This is a genomic window from Acidisarcina polymorpha (assembly GCF_003330725.1).
Classification (GTDB): Bacteria; Acidobacteriota; Terriglobia; order Terriglobales; family Acidobacteriaceae; genus Acidisarcina; species Acidisarcina polymorpha.
Map to the genome: position 1 here is coordinate 6966720 of NZ_CP030840.1, position 19668 is coordinate 6986387.

Genomic DNA, 19668 nt, shown 5'->3' on the forward strand with positions numbered 1-19668 from the left:
TAAGCGCTATTGAAGATTACAGGAGAGACACCCGCAATCTGGATCGTGCAGCGTCTACTGATCAATTCGACGTGAGCGGGAACGTTGCGGTTGTAGCTGCAACAGCCCCCACCCGCTTAATCGCAAGAGTGGAACAATCTTCCGCTACTTATGACAAATGAATTCGCATGTAGGCGAATAGGATGATCTAGATGGTTAAGTTTAGCGAAAGACCCTAGTGCGAACAGTTCCAGAAAAGTCCAATAACCATGGAGTAGACCCCGAAACTACCGCAGCTCTCGGCGTCTTGAATGAAATGGAAGCTGCTGTTGGATCTTGAACCGATGGCTACTGTACGAGCAAACAGCTTAGCTGTGCGTCATCAAGGGGAGCTGACAATGAAAGTGTTCATTATAGGCATCTCGGGTGCAACAGGGTCTCGCGTCGCTCGACTCCTTGCGGACGAGGGCAATACGGTATCCGGTCTCTATCGGCACCCGGAACAGCTTGCGGGCATTCAGGCTCTTGGTGCCAGCGGGACTCTTGGTGATGTCGCAACCACCTCTGAAGAAGAATTGGCTTCCGCAATCACTGGGGCCGATGTTCTCGTCTTCTCAGCCGGCGCTGGTGAACAGGACGATGATTCGATGATCGACGCGGTCGACCGCGACGGTGTTCTTAAAACGATCGCCGCTCTACGCATCGCGGGTATCTCCCGTCTTCTCTTGGTTTCGGTATTTCCCGAAGCATGGAGAGAAAGACATATGCCTAAGAGCTTTGAACACTACATGGCAGCAAAAAAGCAAGCAGACGTATACCTTGTTCACAGTGAACTCGACTGGGTAATTCTTCGGCCCTCTGCGCTTACCGATGATCCCGGAACGGGGCGCGTCAGTCTGAGTGAAGCAGAGATTCATATCGATATTTCCCGCGACGACGTGGCTGCGACCATCGCAACGCTGCTCCATCGTCCGGAGGTGCGGAGACGCATTCTTGAGGTGACTGCAGGCGGAACACCGATCGCGAGCGCTGTCGCCACATTGTCGAACTAGGTCAGGTCAGGTGTCAGGATAGGAAATGAGAGCAGCATGGTATGAACGAAACAGAAGCGCACGCGACGTGCTAATAGTTGGGGAACTTGCAAAACCCGCCCTTGGACCCGGCAAAGTCCTCGTGAGAGTACATGCAGCCGGTGTTAATCCCTCCGATACGAAACGGCGAGCACGCGCACCTCTACTCCCGGGAAACAAGCAACAGATCCCGCACCAGGATGGAGCCGGTGTCATCGAGGAAATTGGTGAGGGCGTCTCTGCTTCCCGGCTCGGACAGCGAGTTTGGATCTACGAAGCGTTGGTCGCAGGTAAAGCTGGGTGTGCTGCGCAGTATGTCGCCGTTCCAAGCGGGAACGCGGTGCCACTCCCGAGTAGCATCTCGTTCGAAACGGGCGCATGTCTTGGCGTTCCGGCCTTGACGGCGCACCGTTGCGTATTCGCAGATGGTCCGGTGACCGGTAAGACCCTGCTCGTGACTGGAGGTGCGGGCTCTGTCGGTGTCCATGCTATCCAGTTCGCGAAGGCGGCGGGTGCTAGGGTATTCACAACCGTCAGCCGTCCCGAGCAGGCGCTCATCGCAAAAGATGCGGGGGCAGATCTTGTGATCGATCGACATAAAGAAGATGTGGTGGCTCGCATCCAGGAGACGGCGAACAACGCAGGAGCTCAGGTCGTAGATAGGGTTATTGATGTTGCGTTCGGCCAGACGCTTCCATTCGCGGTCAAGCTGCTCAAAGTGGGCGGAGTCATTGCCACCTACTCCTCGGACGCTCGGCCAGAGCCAACCATACCGTTCTTGCCCCTCTTGTTCCTCGATGCGACCATCCGCTTTGTGAATGTATACATGATGTCGCGAGAGGCTCATGAGAGCGCAATTGAGGCTGTCATGGTGGGTTTAAGAGAGGGTTGGCTCAAACCAACCATCGCGTCTCGGTTCTCATTGGACCAGATTGTCGCAGCTCATGAGGCATCGGAGTCGGGTAAGAGTGTAGGCAAAATCGTCGTTCTCCTGGACTAGTCGACTGGTCTTTCACCTGCGGCACCTAGAGTTACTCTTCACCCCGATCCAGCCCCAGTCGCCGTTCCAAAGATGCCAGTCCGTCCGGCAAATCCCTGAGGCTGTCACACGAACAAGAGCGTCTTCGTCTCCAATCTCTGGAATTGGAACATCTCGGACGGCCATAGGTTTTAGTACCTCGTCCATCTGTACTGCTTTCATAGTCCTCATAAGTCTCCTTTTAGATGGATCTGAGTAGGTTGATACTTAGTTACCTTGCTGGAAACAAAGACCGCGAAGTGAGCACGTGTTGGAAGACCAGCAAAGCACCAACCCGCGGTACTTTCTGGAGCTTTTCCACGCACTGATACTCAGGCGTAGATACAGGTAGAGTCTTGAACGAAATTGCTGCAATTTCTCTTCAGTCTGCATGCACAATTCAGCCCTTAAGGCGAATTTCAAATTCCGAGGTTTCGATGTCGATCGTGTTCTACATACGCGGATACGCCACCGGGTTGATATCACTATCATTTGTTTCGCGATGGAGAGATTGCCCAAAATTCTCAAAGGAAGGTGGATTTCGCGCAAAGTCGCGTAACCGCCGTCCCAGGACAATGCGGGGCATATGAACCGTCTTCGTCGCTACCGGCAAAACCGATATGCGTCTCGGGTTCAATGGGCTCTATGCTCTCGTTGTCGGCAAGTTACAGCAGGATCCGCAAAGCGGCCATCTGTTCTTGTTTGCCAAATCGAGAAGAGATCGCGTGAAGATTCTCTTCTTTGACAGCAACAGCCTATGGGTCTGCGCACGCAGGATGGAGCAAGGACGATTACATTGGCCGACATCGGAAGATGGGCGCGTGCAGTTGACTCTCGAAGAGTTTGCGCTGTTGATTGGCGGCATCGATCTGTCCGCAACGACGAAGCGGAAGTGGTACAGAAAGGCTGTTGCCGAAGAGAAGTCGATCTCGCAAACAGCCTCATAAATACTGGTGATTCAATGCCATAACCCTGATGTTGTTTGAGAGAATAGAAGCAGGATGAATCCCGCTTCCAAGTCGCTTCTTGCTGTTGTGCTTGATCCGGCTGCCGCCGCACTCATTGCACAGCTGAAGCAAACGATGAAGCAGGCGATCGCAGCCAAGGATCAGGTGATTGCGCTGTCCGAGCTGAAGATACGGAAGCTCGAAGAAGAGCTTCGCCTGGAACGTATCAAGAAGTACGGCCTGCGCAGTTAGAAGCTCAGCGATCTCCAGTTGCAGCTGCTCGACCTTGAGCCTGGCGCATCGAGCGATGATGTCCAGAGCGAGATCGAACGCGGTCCGCTGCCGGACGCGACCGCGAACAACGACACGACCGATAAGCAGCGGCGCGGACGCCAGAATCATCCCGGCCGCAACGAGCTGCCCGCGCATCTGAAACGTGTCGACAGGATGATTCCCTGCGCGTCCGAGCAGTGCAAGTGCGGCAGGTGCGGCGGCGATACCAGGGTGATCGGCTACGACATAACGGAAGTGCTCGACATGAAGCCGGTCGAGTTTTTTGTGACGCGCATCATGCGGGAGAAGCGTGCCTGTGTGCGCTGCATCAAGCAGGGTGTCGCCACCGCGCCGGTGCCGGTGCGCATCGCGCCCAGATCGATCTTTTCCGATGAAACCATCATCAGCTTTCTGGTCGGAAGTATGCCGACAGCGTCCCGTTGTATCGTCAACGCGCGATCCTGCTGCGCGATCTCGGCACCGATGTGGCGCTGAGCACGATCAACGATGCGGTGTTGCGTGTGGGCGAACTGCTGATCCCGATCGTCGGCGTCATGAAGTGCGAGCTGCTGGCCGGTCATTACATCCAGGCCGATGAAACCTATGTCGGAGTACAGACCGATGAGAAGAAAGGCTGCAATCATACCGGATACTTCTGGCAGTACAGCGCGCCGGGTAAGGGTGTGGTCTTCGACTTCAACATGACGCGGAGCAAAGACGTTCCAAAAGCCTTCCTCTAAGACTATGGCGGCATCCTTCACACCGACGGATACGCCTCCTATGAAAAAGATATCGGCGCCGAAGGCATGATCCACGCGTGCTGTATCGCGCACGCACGCAGAAAGTTTATCGAAGCCCTCAAGGTACAGACTAAGGCCAACGCCGGCGATCCTAAGTTGGAACGCGCCGTCGCGCTCATGGATCACTTGTTTGCGATCGACTGCGAGGCGCGCTAACAGCAGCCGTCGCCAGATGACCGCCATGCGCGGCGGCAGCAACATGCGCCGGCCATTCTGAGAGAGTTACATGCGCTGTTGCTTGAGATGCGGCAGGCCGGATCGATTCTGCCAGAGTCCGCCGCCGGTCAGGCGATCTCGTATACGTTGAATCGTTGGCAGAAGCTGACACGGTTCATCGAGCGTCCTGTGATCGAACTATCGACGAACTTGGCTGAGAACTCGATGAGACCGATTGCAATCGGTCGCCGCAACTGGCTGCACCTGGGAAGCCAGGAAGCGGGACCGAAGATAGCCGCCATCTTCTCGATCGTCGAGAGCTGCCGCAAACTGGACGTGCCCATTCGCAATATCTGGCCGACGTGCTGCCCGGCCTGGCCGACCGCTACATCCAGTCCCTGGCCGAGTTCACCCCAACCGCTTACGCAGCCAAAGCGGCAAAGTAGCCTATTCCGGGCCGCCTGGGGCCCGTCAACCATGGTGTTTGCCGGACGCACACGGATTCGCCGCTCGCGGCCTCTCTCCTGTAGAGTTGGCAGATGCCTGATGAAGCGGACCGAAATGAACGACAGATCAGTCGGCTCGGCAGTTTCATCGACGCCGTGTTCGCGATCGCTATCACACTTCCGGTTGTGCAGTTGACAGCACCTAAGGTCGGGGCAGGTGAGAATCTAGGAGCCGCCTATGCTCGCTTGCGGCCTGATCTAATTGCCTACATCCTCGGATTCATGGTTATTGGACTTTTCTGGAACTGTTCGCACTTTGGTGCGAAGCTTTTGGTAAAGTCCGATCAAGGGTTCAATCTGCTGACTCTTCTCTTCTTGGCGTCCGTAACCCTAACCCCATTTCCAGCACGGCCGTTTATTGAACATATTGCAGATCCGCCAAACGCTGGCGTCGCGGCAATGTTCTATGGACTCGCTCTCACTGCGCCAATCGCGATGTGGTTCTCGCGCTGGCTCTGGGGAGTGTTGCGCGGTCTCTATAACCCGGAGCTTCCGAAGAGCTATGTGCGAGCACTCACCATTCGATATGCCACTGCTCTAGCGGTCGCACTGTCCGGCGCGCTCATATTGGTGCTGACCAAGCATCCGAGAATCGGCCTCTCTACCGTGGCTGCATCGACGGCAAGCTTCCTCTTACCCCCGACCACCCTATTTGGATCTCGTCGAAGCTTGAAGAGGGCGAATCATGATGTTTCTAAGTCGGCGCGATATGCCGGCGCACTCGATAGCCTGCATCTTCCGCAAACGTGGCCTGGACCTAACTTTGAGCAGAAGCAACGCCGCTCATGCAAGCAAAGTGCCTGGGCGAATGTGTTCACAATTCCTTAGACTTTGAAACGACGCTAAACCACTCTACGCAGGCTCTGGGCCGGCGGTACGCCGAAAACACGCTTGAAGTGGCGAGTCAGGTGGCTCTGATCCGAGAAGCCCAACGTTGAAGCAACATCGACGATCGGTTCGCCGCGCTGCAGCATATTTTTGGCTCGTTCGATCCGTACCTGCAGCAGGTATTTGTGCGGCGGCAGGCCCAGCGCCTCGCGAAAACTGCGAAGCGCATGATACATACTCAGGTGGCCAACGTTGGCAAGCGCTTCAAGGCTGATCTGCTCTTCGGCGTGCGCGTGAATGTACTCACGCATGCGCGCGACACTGCCCGAAGGTGCCGTCGACGGGGTGGTGCACGCCTTCTCAGCGTGTCTCTGCGCGACGTGCTCTAGGACGTTAAGCATCCTGCATTCAAACTCGATTGCCTCGCAATGACCTTCCAGCTTCTTATGTAGCTCCAGTATCTTGTCGGCGAGTTGTGGATCGAGACGAAAGGCTTCTGTAAATCGGATAGGCGTTGCGGAGATCTGCAGGCTGAGCCGCTCAAAGAGTTCGTCCTGCAGGTAGAACATGCGGAACGACCAGCGCCGGCTATCAGCTGGGAACGGCGCGTGCACATCGCCGGGGTTGAACATAATTACCGTATCTGGTTGCAGCGTGTAGTTGCGGTCGCGATGCCAGGAGCGCATAACCCCGGACTGCATGGCACCGAAGGAGGCTTCGGAGTGGAAATGGCGAGTGAAGGAGTAGGCCTGGAAGTCTCCGCGAAAGAGTTCTGCGCCCGCCACCCGTTCATTCCGCCACAGCGTGCCCGTTTCATTCTTAGACAAGGCAGCGGCTGCGGCTGGATCCCAGGGCCGGTCCTCGTCATGCGGCATTGCTTTGGGGGCTGATTTCTCCATGCAAACTCACGCTTTGGGGGTTGCTTTGTCCATGCAAAATCAAGGGATATTACCGCAACTTCGTTCAATACTCTACCGCTCTATACCCCTGATCATCGGGATATGGAAACGATCAAGAAACTACCGCAGGTACCGGCGTCCTGGTTCGGGATCGTGCTTGGCCTGGCGGGGCTTGGACTCAGCTGGCGCGTTGCTCATCGAGTGTGGGGAATGCCAGCCTTGATTGGTGAGAGCATCCTGGGAATCTCCGCTATGGTCTGGGCAACGCTGCTCGGGCTTTTCGCAGTCAAGTGGATCCTTTTTAGGTGTGACGCTCACGCGGAACTTAAGGATGCCATCCAGTCCACCTATATCAGCCTGATTGGAATTGGAACCAATCTGATGGCTATCGGCCTGTACCCCTATAGCCAGCGCGGTGCGCTTGCTTTGTTTGTTCCGGCGACCCTGGTCTCCGTCACGCACGGCGTTTTCTTTACCAGCTTTGCGTGGAGCGGCGACAGGCACTCTAGTGCCACCACTGGATCGCTATACCTGCCGACTGTCGCGGGCTGCTTTGTCACAGGCACCGCCGCAGCAACGCTTGGGTACCATGGGCTGGCGCAACTTGCTTTTGGTGCCGGGATGTTCTCCCGGCTTTCGATTGAATCCGTCATCCTTCACCGGCTCTACGATAAGAGCGAGATGCCGCCAGAGCAACGCCCGAGCCTCGGCATCCAATTCGCCCCTGCGGCAGTCGCGGCAGTCACTTACTTGAGCATCCAGGGTGGCGTACCGGATCTGTTCAGCAAGGCATTGCTTGGGTACGCGATCCTGCAGGGCTTGGTGGTGGTGCGCCTGATCGGCTGGATCATGGTGTCGCCTTTGAATGTCAGGTACTGGGCATTCACCTTTGGTGCGGCGTCTTTATCGACCGCGTCCTGCCGCACGGTCGAACATGGTGAACAGGGAGCGCTGCGCATTCTTGCGCCAATCCTGTTTATCGCAGCCAACCTGATCGTTGCAGGGGTTTCTGCAGTGACGTTGAGTCAGTTGGTCAGGCATCTCCTTACATCTCGTCGAACTGAAAGGGTCTTCCGTGACCCGCGCTCTGCATGACCTGTCGCAAGCCGCTACAACTGCTTCTGATACGCAAGTGCAGTTCGTGGGCGGTCGTCGTGAGGACCAGACTGAATCGCTACGACTACCGTTGCCGCGTGCCGGGATGTGTGACGGGTACCTATAAAGCATCATCCCGCGTGTCTTACGCTTCAAGATGACTCCTTATGCGCTCTGCGACCTCTGTACTGGTCGGCATGAAGATCATCATCGTGAGGTCCTGCCGTCCGTCTACTCCGAAGATAGAAGCCTCGAAGTTAAGCGTTCCGAGAACCGGATGCCGGAGGTCCTTTGTGGCGTGCGCGGTGGCCGAAACATCGTTGTCCTGCCACATCGCTTTGAAGGCGGGACTGGAGCGCGAGAGCTCATCCACCATGGCAGCTACCTCGGCCATGGCACCCGCACGTGCCACGTCCGCACGAAAAGCGGCAACCGCCATCCGTGCCACGCCTTCCCAGTCGTAATAGAGAGTCTGCGCCTGAGGATCGAGGAAGACCATTCGTAGCGTATTGCGCTCGGGCAGGGCGAGCTCTGCGAAGTTCGGCCAAAGCACCGTCGCGGCATGATTCCAGGCCACAACATCCCACGTTGCGGTTTTGATGAATGCAGGCGCCGGACTGAGTTGGTCCAGCACACGCTGGACACGCGGCTCGATATCATCGGGCCGTTTGTAGCGGCTTTCGGGCGCTCTCCCCAAGCCAAACACAAAGAGATGTTCCCGCTCCGCATCGGTCAACAATAGCGCTCGTGCCAGCTTGTCGAGCACGTCGCTCGAGGGTGCGCCTCCCCGGCCTTGTTCCAGGCACACATACCAGGCTGAGCTGATGTTGGCTCGCTGGGCCACCTCTTCACGGCGGAGGCCGGGTGTCCTGCGTCGGGCTGAAGAGAAACCGAAAGATGCTGGATCGAGTTTTGCTCGCCGATCCTGAAGAAACCTACCCAACGCCTGGTCGGTCGCATCGTGAACCTTTACCATAGTAGTCAATATCATAGGATAAATCCTCGACTTTACTATGATCCCTGCTGCATCGATCATAAATTCCATGGTCTTTGGAGGACCAGAATGATGCGTGTATTTGTGACGGGAGCGACAGGATTCATCGGTTCGGAGCTGGTAAAAGATCTCATCAAAGCAGGGCATCAGGTGCGCGGACTGACCCGGAGCGATGCCGGCGCCGAGCAATTGAAGGCGGCGGCCGCTGAGCCGCATCGCGGGGACGTTGAGGATCTTGACAGCCTGCGCAGCGGAGCAACCGGCATGGATGCCGTGGCTCATTTGGCGTTCAGCCAGGATATGACGAAGTTTGCGCAGAGTGGCGCGGATGAGATCAAGGCGATTGAGACGTTGGGATCGGCCCTGGAACCGGGCAAGCTGCTCGTGGTGACGTCGGGAGTCGCCATCACCATCGGTGGTCCGGGCCACGTGCGCAAGGAGACGGACCCTGCAATCGATTCGCCGGACATTCCACGTAAGCCGGAGCAAACAGCGCAGGCTGTCGCGGAGCGGGGTGTGCACATCGGGATCGTACGAATGTCGCAGGTGCATGATACCCACAAGCAAGGGCTGGTGATGTTTTTGATTCAAATTGCGCGGGAGAAAGGCGTCTCGGCCTATGTGGGCGATGGCGCAAATCGATGGGCCGCGGCTCCCGTGAAGGATGTTGCGCACCTCTACCGGCTGGCTCTCGAGAAGACAGGACCCGGTGTGACGACGTATCACGCGGTTGAGGAAGAGGGCGTGTCGTTGCGCGAGATCGCGGAAGCGATCGGTAAGGGACTGAACGTGCCGGTTGTCTCGATCCCACAGGAAAAGGCCGCAGAACACTTTGGAATGTTTGGGTACTTTGCCGGGCTGGACATGCCCGCTTCAAGCGAATGGACGCGGAAGACTCTGGGATGGGAGCCAACCGGGCCAGGCATGATCGAAGACCTCACGAATATGCAGTATTGAGGAAGCCGTGAATACACGAACATCGCGATGCTTCAGCACAGAGAGGGCTCGGCGTGAGCCCTCCTCTGCGCAACAAGTTCGAAATCGGGCCAGCTCCGGCTAAAAAGGTTCCTCTATTTGAGTACGTCGCCGCTAATACGGGCGAACTGTGGTTGCCATAACGTAAAGAGGTAAATGCGTAAATGCATCAATGCGGAATGTCTCGGGCTCTTGGGTGCTGATTGGCTTTTGGCTGCATAGAGATTCGCATCCGGATCTCAACTGCGCTGGTATCATGCGGGGAAAAATTTATGAGGGGGTAATGCTCGCACAAGGGTATTTGCTGGGAATTGACATGGCGGGCACATACCAGACTTCAGCAATCGAGCTTGCATGGAGGCAGGACCTTACCGTCGCGATGGATTTAGGCGGCGACGCTAGCCCCGTCCTTCGCTGCCGCCTGACACAGCGCCACAGTCTCGTTTGTCTTGGTGACACATACTACAGTGGCTTGGAATTCCGGAAGACTCCGGTTCAATGCGAACCGCCAGTCCCGACTTCGAATGCATTTATTCAGCCAATGCCCTGCTATCCCTACAAAAGAGAATCACCGCCACCCCAGAAATGATGTACCTCGTCGCCTATTTCCATCAAGGAAAACCTCGCCCTGGCGGCTGATCCCGAGTAAGAAATTAGCAGGTACTGGGCGGGCCCAGATTGCGGCAATCCGCTGGATCTAAAAAGTTGAAGACGGATTGCCCCTGGTGACAGCAATGTTGGGTCTACCATCATGGAAGGCCTGGCTGTCTCCGTCTCAGCAACCTTACCGTACGATCTGGACCGTTTTCTGAAGAAACCCGAATCAGGTCCACATCGAAGCCGCTTGACCGTATACGCACCGTTCACTGCCACGACCACCACGCAGCCGTTCGCTGCCTTTGCCGAGCGATCGACAACTAAAGGTCGCCGTCCAGAAATGCCGGCACCCTTCATCGAGTCCACATCGACGCGCATGAGGAAGGTAGCAGCGAGGTTTTCTATAAGAACTCGGTCAGATCAAGCGGAGCTTCACGTAGGCCTCTGCAGGGCTTGGGAAGCCTGCGGGCAGTTTCCCATTGAAGTACGGTAACACCAGCGGCCACTCGACCAACTCTAAGCTCATTCGCTACCCAGGACAGGTAGCAGGATGAGCGAAGAAACAGCGAATATGTGGGCAGGACGAACCCTCGCTAAGTACACTAGAGCTGCGCTTTTAGCGGGGCTTCACAATGTGCGTTTGGTTAGAGCAGGGGCAAACCGAGGTTGCCAAAGCAACACGGCCCTGCGCGAACAGCTCTGATGGATCTTTCTGGATATACATCAAGAATTCCGGCCCCGCGACCGGAAGAAATACCGGCCTATCCGTTTGTAATGCCCATACCCATGTCAATGCGACTTTCGTCTTTTTCTTCGCTTACATTTCCCCGCCCCCGCCCTCGCCGGAGGTGTTCGGCACTCACATGCCGCGTTTCAACGCGGAAGTGTAAGAGCCAGCGCCTGGTCGGCGCCACTGAGATTCCTAACCGAACGGTAAGTAAGCAAACGGTTACCTATCGATCAAAATGGAGTGTGGGATAGCTCGTGTAGCCGGCGGCCCCTCCGCCATAGAAAGTCTCTGGGTCTGGCTCATTGAGAGCAGCTCCGAGTTGCAGCCGCACTGGTAGATCCGGGTTGGCCAGAAAGGCGCGGCCGTATGCGACAGCGTCGGCATGTCCGGTCCGTAATGCTTCCTGTCCCCTGGGCCCGTCATATCCGCCATTGACGACATAGAGACCTTTCCACAGCGTTCTAAGGTGAGCCGACATGGCGAGGTCCTCCTCGCTGCTACCTTTGCTGTTCTGCGCCGTTTCAACAAGATGAAGGTACCCAAGCTCATAGCTGTTGAGGCTGTCGACGGTGATAGAGAAGGTCTCGCGCGGGTTGTCGTCGGTCATATCGTTGAAACCGCCCGTCGGAGAGATTCGCACACCCACGTGCGCACGATCCCAGACCTCCAGGACTCGTTCCACTATTTCAGTGAGAAATCGGACTCGATTTGACGCAATACCTCCATACTCGTCCGTTCGCCGATTCGTTCCAGTTTTGAGAAATTGATCGACCAAGTATCCATTCGCCGCGTGAATCTCGACCCCGTCAAATCCGGCTTCTTTTGCGTTGGCGGCTGCTCGCCGATAATCATCGAAGGTCTTATTGATCCCGCTAGCCGTCAAGGCAACCGGCTCCGAAACCGGAGCCAGACCCGTGGCAATTAGAGTCTGGCTATTGGCACGGATTGCGGAGGGAGCTACTGGCTGTGCATTGTTCGGCAATAAGGACGTATGTGAGATCCGGCCGACATGCCACAATTGAAGGAAGATTCGGCCTCCACTCTGGTGAACTGCTTCCGTGACGCGCCTCCACCCTCGCACCTGTTCGGGGGAATGAATCCCTGGAGTATTGATGTAGCCTTTGCCCATGGGCGAGATTTGCGTAGCCTCGGTCACGATGAGGCCAGCCGAAGCGCGTTGCGAGTAATAAGTCGCCGCAAGTTCGCCGGGCACGCCATCTGCGCCGGCGCGGTTGCGCGTAAGGGGCGCCATAAAGATGCGATTTGCCAGGACCAAAGATCCAAGCTGAACCGGTTCGAAGAGATTCGCCATTCTGTGCTCCTGATGGCCCACGACGTGATGCGCTGCTGGTGATGAGTTCCATCCAGAAGGCGGTTGCTGTTTTCGCGTGCTGTAACCTGTGGTCCTAAACTCGATTCCTTACGCCGCAGCCAACGCGGCGTAGAACAACCATTCAAAAGATCGCTATCACTTCATGGTTGCGCGGGCGGCCTGCCCGATCACATCGACCACGACGTCCGGGAAAGTGATGGGGATGGCGTGCGATGAGTTCAGCTCGATGACGTGAGAGTGGGCACGATCGGCTTCGAACTTAAATTCTTGAACGGGAATCACGGGATCAAGCAACGGCCTGATTTGCCAACTCGGCTTACTCGTCCATGCAGCTGATGTCAGTGGCTCGTTGAGAGCTGCCAAGCTGATCGGGCGTTGTGTGGCGATCATCAGGGCGACCACGCTCTCAGGCACATCGGCAGCGACGAGATAGCGGTACTTGTCGGCCTTGACTTGGACATTCGTGCCGCTGGTTCCGTCGGGCAAGGTATATGGGGACAGTTCGACAGATGAGGCAAAGTCGCCACCCGGAAACCGTACGAGACAATCGTTTGCAGATTCCCCTACCCCAGGCATAGGGGAGCCGGCGTAGAGAAGGGCCTTGACCTTAGGGTCGTCCCCGGCCTGGCCGATGACAGCACCGCCGTAGGCATGGGAAACGAGGATCACGGGCCCCTCGATCGAGTCCAGCAGGCTTCGCAGGTAGGCAGCGTCGTGCGCCACCCCCCGCAAGGGATTGGAGAAGGCCTTGACCGGATAGCCGTCGCGCTGAAGTCCCTGGATCACTCCATGAGTCCAGAGCGACGAGTCTTCGAGAGCCCCGTGCACAAGCACGATCGTGGGCTTGGATAATTGGATATCCATTTTGATTCCTTTCCAGAAGTGTTGCTCGAAGTGTTGGGCCAAATGTTGCTTCGGGGGATGGGCGGCTGACGTATGCATTAAGCCAAGCCGCCCAGGATCGTCCTCTGTTTCCGTAATAAAGGGCCGCAGTAAGGGGTTACTTCTGGGCGACCACCTGAAGCTTAGAGACCTTCGGCGCAACGGAGAATAGCTCCTCCGCCTTCTCCACTAGCTCCTGTGCGGCCTCGCCGTTCAGATGGGTTTCGCGAGCAGCTTCATCGCCAAAGGTGTCGAAGATCCAATAGGCTCCAGGCTCACCTTCAATTTTCGCCGCGTGCCAAGACAGCGTTCCAGACTCTTTTCTTGCTAGCGAGGCCTCCTTCTCGAGAAATGCCTCGACTTCCGATTCCTTTCCCGGTTTCGCCTTCAACTCCACAAGCAACGCGAACTTAGCCATTTCGATCTCCCTTTCTTGAGCGGTGGTTTGGTTGATGGTTTCCGTCACTGCGAGGCTCTAGGCTTCCGACTTGAATGCCGGATCGAGTTCCGTATGGGAGATGTGATCCAGGTAATTGCTCATCGTCTTGAGAGCGACGCCTATCAGAACCTCAAGTACCTGCTCCTTTCTGTATCCGGCAGCAAGAAAGCTATCCATGACTTGCGCCCGCACGTGGCCGCGCTCAGCAACGATCTCCTTGGTGAGGGCGACGAGCGCGTCTAACTTCGGGTCGGAGACAGGCTGGTTGGACCTCACTGCGGATACTACGTCGGCCGGCACATGCAGGAAAGCCTTCAGCACCGTGCTGTGTGCTGCGGTGCAGTAACCGCAATGATTCACAACGCTGGCGGCGAGGAAGACGACTTGGCGTTCCGCTGCAGTGAATGTCCCCTTGTCGAATGTTTTTTCCAAACCTATGTAGCCTTCGAGCAAAGTAGGAGAGTTTGCAAAGACTCCAAAAAGGTTGGGAATGAACTTAAACGACTTCTGGACACCTTCCAGAAGCGGTCGAGACTTCTCAGGCGCGTTGTCCACACCTAGAGGTGAGAAGAGGGCTGTTTGCGTATTCATGTGCTGGTTCCCTTCATACGACTAATATAAAGACAGACACCTCTGTCTGTTTTAAGAGGAGTATAGACAGATATCTCTGTCCGCCGTCAAGATCAATTTGATGAACACACAAACCCAACCCGATCCACGACAGAGAATTCTGGACGTGGTCGACCGGCTCTTCTACACGGAAGGGGTCCGCGCGACCGGCACCGAGAAGATCATGTCCCTCGCCAAAGTCGCAAAGGCGACGTTTTACCATCATTTCGAAAGCAAGGACGCCCTGGTGCTCGCATACCTCGAAAACCGCGACCGAGCTCTTTGGGACTATCTTTCTCAGCCCACTCCCCCAAAGGACCTGCGTGAGGCCCTGACCAAATTCGAACAATATGCGAACCGGCCCGAAGTAGTCGGCTGCCCGTTCCTTCGTATCGCAACCGAGTTCCCAGATACCGCCCATCCGTTCCATCGCCTGGCGATCGAACACCAAAACAAAATTGTTGACTACCTGGCCGACTTGCTAAAGTCCTTAGTAACCGATAAGAGGGCTGCGGCGGCGGCGATCCTTGGCGTCATCGATGGAGCCTTCTCCATTCGAATGCTCTATGGGACCTCGAAGGAGGTTTTGATTGTCTCGCCCGCCGAGGCAGTGTTCAAGAGCTTTCAGAGCGCGGGAGCTCCGCGCCGCAGATGATTGGCTGGCGGTCGCAGCATACCGCAAAGAGCCAAGACTAATGTCGATAACGCTGCCGAAATGCGACTGACAAATCGCCGAGTAATGAAAGCCCGGTGACGCGAAGCGAAAATTTATGGCGTAAATGACTATCGATCAGGTGGTCGCTGAAGCTTCGATCAGAACCAGCCAGTGGTCCTGCTGCGAGGCGAGATAGTTGTTGAAGTTATAGCTCACCTGATGAATCGCATTTCGCCGGGCATCATCTGGGCTGGTCGCAATATCGTGCAGGATCATCAAGGTGCCGAGAATGCAGCCATTCGCACAAGCCGCCTCGATGACCGCTTGCTTCAGGGCTGCGAAAACGCTGTGGGCCTGACTCGTTCGCCTAACCTAGCAAGCGTTTCCGGTACGGAATGGGCCTGCTGAGGTGCACAAGGCCACGACTGCCATTAAGCTGCATTCGATTTCCCCTCAGGGGCTACTTTCCAGGCACGGCAGAGAACAGATAGACGAGTCCCTCCGTCAGGGTCGGATGGGTCACAATGAGGTCACGTAGAGCCGTATAGGGCAGCCCGGCGCTCATGGCCAGTTGGACAGGAGCCAGCAACTCACCCGCACTTGCTCCTAGAGCCGTGAATCCCAGAATGCGGTCGTCGTCGCCAATGAGAGCCTTGAAAAATCCTTCGGTCTCGCCGAGAGTGCGCGTGCGTAGCACGGCAGCCATGGGTAGTTTGGCTAGGCGATACGAGGTGCCTTGGCGCTTGGCATCATCTTCGCGCAAGCCAACGTGGGCGAGTTCGGGATCGGTAAACAGCGTATAGGGCAGCTGCCGCCCCGTGGTCACCCGGCTCTCGCCTTTGAGCGTTCGATAAACGATCCGATAGTCATCGTATGCAACGTGAGTGAAATATGGACTGCCGGCAGAATCCCCCACGGCATACACGCCGTCGGCCGTTGTTCGCAGTGAGGCGTCCACCCTGATGTGTCCGTTCGCGTTCAAGTGGATGCCGGCCTTGTCCAACCCGATCCCTTCGGTGTTTGGGGCGCGACCCGCCGCTGCAAGGATGTGTGTTGCCTTGACAACCTCCTCACCGGCTGCGCTCCTGATTCGTGCTTCAACGGTCTCTCCCGAGCGGCCGCTGACGGATTCCAGTGTGCTTCCCAAAAGGAACCGGATACCCTCCCCACCAAGCAGATGACCGAGCGTTGCAGAGACATCTTCGTCCTCGCGCGGTAACAAGCGCTCATTGCGATCAACGACCGTCACCCTAGAGCCGAAGCGCGCCATGGCCTGGGCAAACTCGAGCCCGACATAGCCCGCACCTATCACGAGCAGATGCTCAGGAAGGGTATCAAGCTCAAGCTCTTCCACATGCGTCATCGGCTGCGCCGCGCGCAAGCCAGGGATGTCAGGTACTGTAGCGCGCGATCCCGTATTCACGATAATGGTCTTTGCTGTGAGCAGCCGCGAGCCTCCGGCTTGGAGTTCCACGGATAACATGCGAGGGCCAACAAAAACGCCCTCGCCGCAGATGAATTCGACATGGTTGGCAGCGAAGCGCTTGTTGTGCACGTCCACGAGGCCATTGACCATCGCTCGCTTTCTGTCGCGAACGACCGTCATGTCAATACCGGGCGAAGGCAAGTTCATGCCGAATTCATTGAGCCTCTGTGCATACCACGCGACCTTAGCCGAGTGCACAATGTTCTTACTTGGAAGGCAGGCGATGTTGGGACAGGATCCGCCGATGTATCGCCGTTCAACGAGCGCTACACGCTTGCCGTCTCCCCCCAGTGTCCAGCTGAGATACTTGCCGGCCTCTCCGCTTCCAAGGATCAGAACGTCGAATTCTTCGGCCTGCGATCCTGTGCTATACGCCATCATGGCCCTCCACATTGCTATTTGTTGCGTTCGCCCTGTAACCTGACTTCGCCTCAAGCCCAGACATGCCGGTCGGCCCTCCGCACAGATGCGTGGTGCTCGCGAACTTACCTTGTCCGTCCAAGATCCTGTTCGTCGCTGAATAGCCAATGGTCATAGCGAGTACGAGGAGTGCCCCGGGAATCAGAGGGGGACTCGGGACCGGGATGTCGAAGTAGCGGCATCCTGCTCCCACCATGAAACTTAATACCATTCCAATGATGAGCTTCATCTGGCATCACTCCAGCGCGTATCTTGAACCGGAATCCTCGGTCCTCTGAGGACTCTACCGCGGAGTCGCAAGCGAGGCAATCACGTCTTTCCATTACGCCCAAACCTCTAATGGAAAGACATGATAGGCAACCGCCAAAGCTATATCTATTGTGATGGGCGGGGCGGGTGCTTCGTCTTGCCCACTTGAGCTTTGAAGGAATTCATCATGAAAGCTAACGCCGTTTTGTCCGATCCGGCCTCGGCCGTGCACTACAACACAACTCGCATCGGAGATGTCGATGTCTTCTACCGCGAAGCCGGCGCGAAAGACGCCCCCGTGCTCCTCTTGCTGCACGGCTTCCCAACCTCATCGAACATGTTCCGAAACCTGATTCCCCGCCTTGCAGGATCTTTCCACGTGGTTGCTCCCGATTATCCCGGCTATGGATTCAGTGGTATGCCGGACCGAAAAGAGTTCCCCTACACGTTCGAGAACATGACGAACATTGTCGAACAGTTGACTCTGAAGCTCGGCCTAGACAAGTACTCGCTTTACGTGATGGACTATGGCGCACCGATCGGCTATCGTCTAGCCATTCGGCACCCGGAGAAGGTTAGAGGCCTGGTCATCCAGAACGGCAATGCCTACGAGGAAGGACTTCTGGAGTTCTGGGATCCGATTAAGCAATACTGGGGCGAAGCAACGCACGAAAATCGCGCGGCTCTTGAGTACCTGACCAAGCCGGACGCAACCAAGTGGCAGTACCATAATGGCGTGGCTGACACGAGCCTGCTTGACCCGACGACCTGGACGCTCGATCAAGCCGGGATGGATCGGCCAGGCAATGCGGATATCCAGCTGGACATGCTCTATGACTACCGGACCAATGTTCCGCTGTACCCACAATTTCAGAAGTTCTTCCGCGAGTACCAACCTCCGGCCCTGATCGTGTGGGGCAAGAAGGACTACATCTTCCCGGCCGAGGGTGCGGCACCCTATAAGCGGGATCTGCCAAACGTTGAGACCCACCTGCTCGATACGGGTCATTTTGCTCTTGAAACCCACGGTGAGGAGATCGCCTCGCGCATCAAGGACTTCTTCGGGCAGCAACGTGGGTAACCAGCCGAGACCGTGGGTGGTACGTTAGCGGGCCACCCACGTGTCTGGAAGAAGCGAGGGTCTATGAGTTTTGGATCGCTCCTCTTCACGCCAGTCGTGAAGGAGCTTCAAGAGCGTTACGGCAGCCGACGGCAGTACGAAAGGATTGCCGCGTCCGAAACTCACGATGGCCTTTCGCCCTTTGAAGTCGAGTTTCTGTCAGAACGCGATCATTTTTACTGGGCGACCATAGGATCAACCGGATGGCCCTACGTGCAGCACCGCGGCGGGCCAAAGGGCTTTCTGAAGGTCGTCGACCATCACACTCTGGCATTTGCAGACTTCTCAGGAAATAAGCAGTTCATCAGTACTGGAAACCTGCTCACGGACAACAGGGTAGCGATGATCCTCGTTGATTACCCGCGACAAGCGCGCCTCAAAATCCTGGGGCGCGTCGAAGTTTTCGAAGGAGAGAAGGCTGCTCCCTGGATTCAGCGTGTGAAGGTCTCTGGATACAAGGCCACCATAGAGCGGGTCTTCGTCATTCACGTCGAGGCATACGACTGGAACTGCCCGCAACACATTACTCCGCGCTATACCGCTGAGGAAATCCATCACGCAGTCGCTGCGACTGAGGAAAAGATACGTGCTCTGGAAACGGAGAACGAAGCGTTGCGACAACAGCTTAGACATGCCAATGCAGAGGCTGCGTCCAAACGAACTCCCGATCCACCAGCGTCGAAAGGCCATCGGGCAAAGACATGACTACATGGGAACACCGCGGTGACCTGAATCGCGAGTTTTCACTACCGGTACGGCAGACATCACGGAGGAGCACAAGCAAATAACAAGGAGGAGAAATGGAAACGAATGACATGCAGAACACGTCGCGCCGCCGCTTTCTCACATCTGCAGGTGCATCTGCAGCCGCCACAATCTTCGTCTCGAATCTTTCCGCGCAGAGCCCCGAAAGCGGGGGAAGCGGCATTAATCCAGCGGAGACGAGCCAGCACTTAAGCCTTCACAGATCGGATACTGCGGTGGTGATCATCGACCCACAGAACGATGTTCTAAGCGAAAAAGGTCTCGCATGGCCGTTGCTGCACGAGAGCCTGAAGGAGAACAACACTGTCGAGAACATCGAGAAGCTCTTCAAGACGGCAAAGACGCACGACTATGAAGTATTCGTTTCACCACATTATTTCTTCCCAGAGGATAAGGGTTGGAAGTTCAACGGTCCCTTGGAGGAGGTCGAGGCCACAGAGGGAATGTTCGCGAGAAAGGGCCGTCTGGATATCAGTGGACTCAAGGGGGCGGGCGCAGATTGGCTAGAGCGCTATAAGCCTTATATTGAGGATGGGAAGACCATCGTCTGCTCGCCACACCGCGTTTGGGGACCAGAGACAAATGACCTCGTCCTTCAGTTGCGTAAGCGGAGCATCAGCAAGGTGATCCTGGGAGGCATGCTGGCCAATATGTGCGTCGAATCTCACCTGCGTGAGTTATTGGAGCAAGGGTTCGAGGTGGCCGTAGTGAAGGACGCTACCGCGGCTCCCAAGCACCCCCAGTGGGGCTACGGCTACACGGCTGCTTTGATCAATTACGCGTTCCTCGCCCACGCTGTCCTGACTACCGACGACGCTGTGAAAACTATGCAGCGTGGCTGAT

General features: G+C 56.4%; 21 protein-coding genes and 2 pseudogenes. 13 read left to right on the top strand and 10 right to left on the bottom strand.

The window, feature by feature from the left end:
• The first annotated feature begins 377 nt into the window (after window positions 1-377).
• From ACPOL_RS29925 to ACPOL_RS29970, 7 genes and pseudogenes are all read left to right on the top strand, one after another.
• Complete coding sequence (locus ACPOL_RS29925) at window positions 378-1031, top strand: SDR family oxidoreductase (protein ID WP_114211139.1); 654 nt, start codon at window positions 378-380, stop codon at window positions 1029-1031.
• 25 nt (window positions 1032-1056) lie between these two features.
• The gene (locus ACPOL_RS29930; protein WP_114210412.1) at window positions 1057-2049 is read left to right on the top strand and encodes an NADPH:quinone reductase; all 993 of its coding nucleotides are present in this window, start codon (window positions 1057-1059) and stop codon (window positions 2047-2049) included.
• Window positions 2050-2672: 623 nt separating this feature from the next.
• Window positions 2673-3014 (top strand): annotated as a pseudogene (gene tnpB / locus ACPOL_RS29940) (IS66 family insertion sequence element accessory protein TnpB); the annotation flags it as partial.
• Window positions 3015-3068: 54 nt separating this feature from the next.
• Window positions 3069-3266, top strand: coding sequence for a hypothetical protein (locus ACPOL_RS29945; RefSeq protein ID WP_114210415.1), 198 nt, complete (start codon window positions 3069-3071; stop codon window positions 3264-3266).
• Between the two features lie 18 nt (window positions 3267-3284).
• The gene (locus tag ACPOL_RS29950) at window positions 3285-3782 is read left to right on the top strand and encodes an IS66 family transposase zinc-finger binding domain-containing protein (protein WP_114210416.1); all 498 of its coding nucleotides are present in this window, start codon (window positions 3285-3287) and stop codon (window positions 3780-3782) included.
• Window positions 3728-4885 (top strand): annotated as a pseudogene (gene tnpC / locus ACPOL_RS35210) (IS66 family transposase). The gene ACPOL_RS29950 and the pseudogene tnpC overlap by 55 nt, the downstream one beginning before the upstream one ends.
• Window positions 4783-5577 carry a TMEM175 family protein gene (locus tag ACPOL_RS29970; protein ID WP_114210420.1) on the top strand — a complete coding sequence of 265 codons (795 nt, stop codon included), beginning with the start codon at window positions 4783-4785 and terminating at the stop codon, window positions 5575-5577. Before tnpC ends, ACPOL_RS29970 begins: the two are co-directional and overlap by 103 nt.
• 14 nt (window positions 5578-5591) lie before the next feature.
• Here ACPOL_RS29970 and ACPOL_RS29975 read toward each other — a convergent pair whose 3' ends face one another.
• A complete protein-coding gene (locus ACPOL_RS29975; protein ID WP_114210421.1) occupies window positions 5592-6476 on the bottom strand; it encodes an AraC family transcriptional regulator in 885 nt (294 codons plus the stop codon).
• Window positions 6477-6578: 102 nt separating this feature from the next.
• On the opposite strand from ACPOL_RS29975, the gene tehA reads away from it, so the two are divergent.
• Window positions 6579-7571 (top strand): dicarboxylate transporter/tellurite-resistance protein TehA, encoded by a 993-nt coding sequence (gene tehA / locus ACPOL_RS29980; RefSeq protein ID WP_114210422.1) that lies wholly within the window; start codon window positions 6579-6581, stop codon window positions 7569-7571.
• A 145-nt stretch (window positions 7572-7716) separates the two neighbouring features.
• On the opposite strand, the gene ACPOL_RS29985 is transcribed toward tehA, so the two are convergent.
• The gene (locus ACPOL_RS29985; protein WP_201759033.1) at window positions 7717-8562 is read right to left on the bottom strand and encodes a helix-turn-helix transcriptional regulator; all 846 of its coding nucleotides are present in this window, start codon (window positions 8560-8562) and stop codon (window positions 7717-7719) included.
• A 72-nt stretch (window positions 8563-8634) separates the two neighbouring features.
• On the opposite strand from ACPOL_RS29985, the gene ACPOL_RS29990 reads away from it, so the two are divergent.
• A complete protein-coding gene (locus ACPOL_RS29990) occupies window positions 8635-9522 on the top strand; it encodes an SDR family oxidoreductase (protein ID WP_338026727.1) in 888 nt (295 codons plus the stop codon).
• A 573-nt stretch (window positions 9523-10095) separates the two neighbouring features.
• On the opposite strand, the gene ACPOL_RS36725 is transcribed toward ACPOL_RS29990, so the two are convergent.
• The 5 genes from ACPOL_RS36725 to ACPOL_RS30020 all read right to left on the bottom strand — a co-directional run bounded on the left by ACPOL_RS36725 (window position 10096) and on the right by ACPOL_RS30020 (window position 14112).
• A complete protein-coding gene (locus tag ACPOL_RS36725) occupies window positions 10096-10542 on the bottom strand; it encodes a LexA family protein (protein WP_414633402.1) in 447 nt (148 codons plus the stop codon).
• A gap of 548 nt (window positions 10543-11090) precedes the next feature.
• The gene (locus ACPOL_RS30005; protein ID WP_114210425.1) at window positions 11091-12179 is read right to left on the bottom strand and encodes an alkene reductase; all 1089 of its coding nucleotides are present in this window, start codon (window positions 12177-12179) and stop codon (window positions 11091-11093) included.
• 156 nt (window positions 12180-12335) lie between these two features.
• Window positions 12336-13064, bottom strand: coding sequence for an alpha/beta hydrolase (locus ACPOL_RS30010; protein ID WP_114211142.1), 729 nt, complete (start codon window positions 13062-13064; stop codon window positions 12336-12338).
• Window positions 13065-13200: 136 nt separating this feature from the next.
• On the bottom strand, window positions 13201-13500 hold the full coding sequence (locus ACPOL_RS30015; RefSeq protein ID WP_114211143.1) for a putative quinol monooxygenase: 300 nt from the start codon (window positions 13498-13500) through the stop codon (window positions 13201-13203).
• A 57-nt stretch (window positions 13501-13557) separates the two neighbouring features.
• Window positions 13558-14112 carry a carboxymuconolactone decarboxylase family protein gene (locus tag ACPOL_RS30020; protein ID WP_114210426.1) on the bottom strand — a complete coding sequence of 185 codons (555 nt, stop codon included), beginning with the start codon at window positions 14110-14112 and terminating at the stop codon, window positions 13558-13560.
• A gap of 100 nt (window positions 14113-14212) precedes the next feature.
• Here ACPOL_RS30020 and ACPOL_RS30025 point away from each other — a divergent pair, with 100 nt between their 5' ends.
• Entirely contained in the window at window positions 14213-14785 is a 573-nt protein-coding gene (locus tag ACPOL_RS30025; RefSeq protein ID WP_236657123.1) for a TetR/AcrR family transcriptional regulator, read from the top strand.
• Between the two features lie 135 nt (window positions 14786-14920).
• On the opposite strand, the gene ACPOL_RS33820 is transcribed toward ACPOL_RS30025, so the two are convergent.
• The 3 genes from ACPOL_RS33820 to ACPOL_RS30035 form a co-directional block, all read right to left on the bottom strand.
• Complete coding sequence (locus ACPOL_RS33820) at window positions 14921-15061, bottom strand: hypothetical protein (protein ID WP_161557655.1); 141 nt, start codon at window positions 15059-15061, stop codon at window positions 14921-14923.
• A 184-nt stretch (window positions 15062-15245) separates the two neighbouring features.
• Window positions 15246-16652 (bottom strand): dihydrolipoyl dehydrogenase family protein, encoded by a 1407-nt coding sequence (locus ACPOL_RS30030; protein WP_236657124.1) that lies wholly within the window; start codon window positions 16650-16652, stop codon window positions 15246-15248.
• Window positions 16639-16920, bottom strand: coding sequence for a DUF1427 family protein (locus ACPOL_RS30035; protein ID WP_114210429.1), 282 nt, complete (start codon window positions 16918-16920; stop codon window positions 16639-16641). The genes ACPOL_RS30030 and ACPOL_RS30035 overlap by 14 nt, the downstream gene beginning before the upstream one ends.
• Window positions 16921-17127: 207 nt before the next feature.
• Here ACPOL_RS30035 and ACPOL_RS30040 point away from each other — a divergent pair, with 207 nt between their 5' ends.
• The 3 genes from ACPOL_RS30040 (at window position 17128) to ACPOL_RS30050 (ending at window position 19667) form a co-directional block, all read left to right on the top strand.
• The gene (locus ACPOL_RS30040) at window positions 17128-18021 is read left to right on the top strand and encodes an alpha/beta fold hydrolase (RefSeq protein WP_114210430.1); all 894 of its coding nucleotides are present in this window, start codon (window positions 17128-17130) and stop codon (window positions 18019-18021) included.
• A 63-nt stretch (window positions 18022-18084) separates the two neighbouring features.
• The gene (locus ACPOL_RS30045) at window positions 18085-18765 is read left to right on the top strand and encodes a pyridoxamine 5'-phosphate oxidase family protein (RefSeq protein ID WP_114210431.1); all 681 of its coding nucleotides are present in this window, start codon (window positions 18085-18087) and stop codon (window positions 18763-18765) included.
• Between the two features lie 95 nt (window positions 18766-18860).
• Window positions 18861-19667: a cysteine hydrolase family protein gene (locus ACPOL_RS30050; RefSeq protein WP_201759035.1), complete on the top strand. Its 807-nt coding sequence runs from the start codon at window positions 18861-18863 to the stop codon at window positions 19665-19667.
• Window position 19668 lies beyond the last annotated feature (1 nt).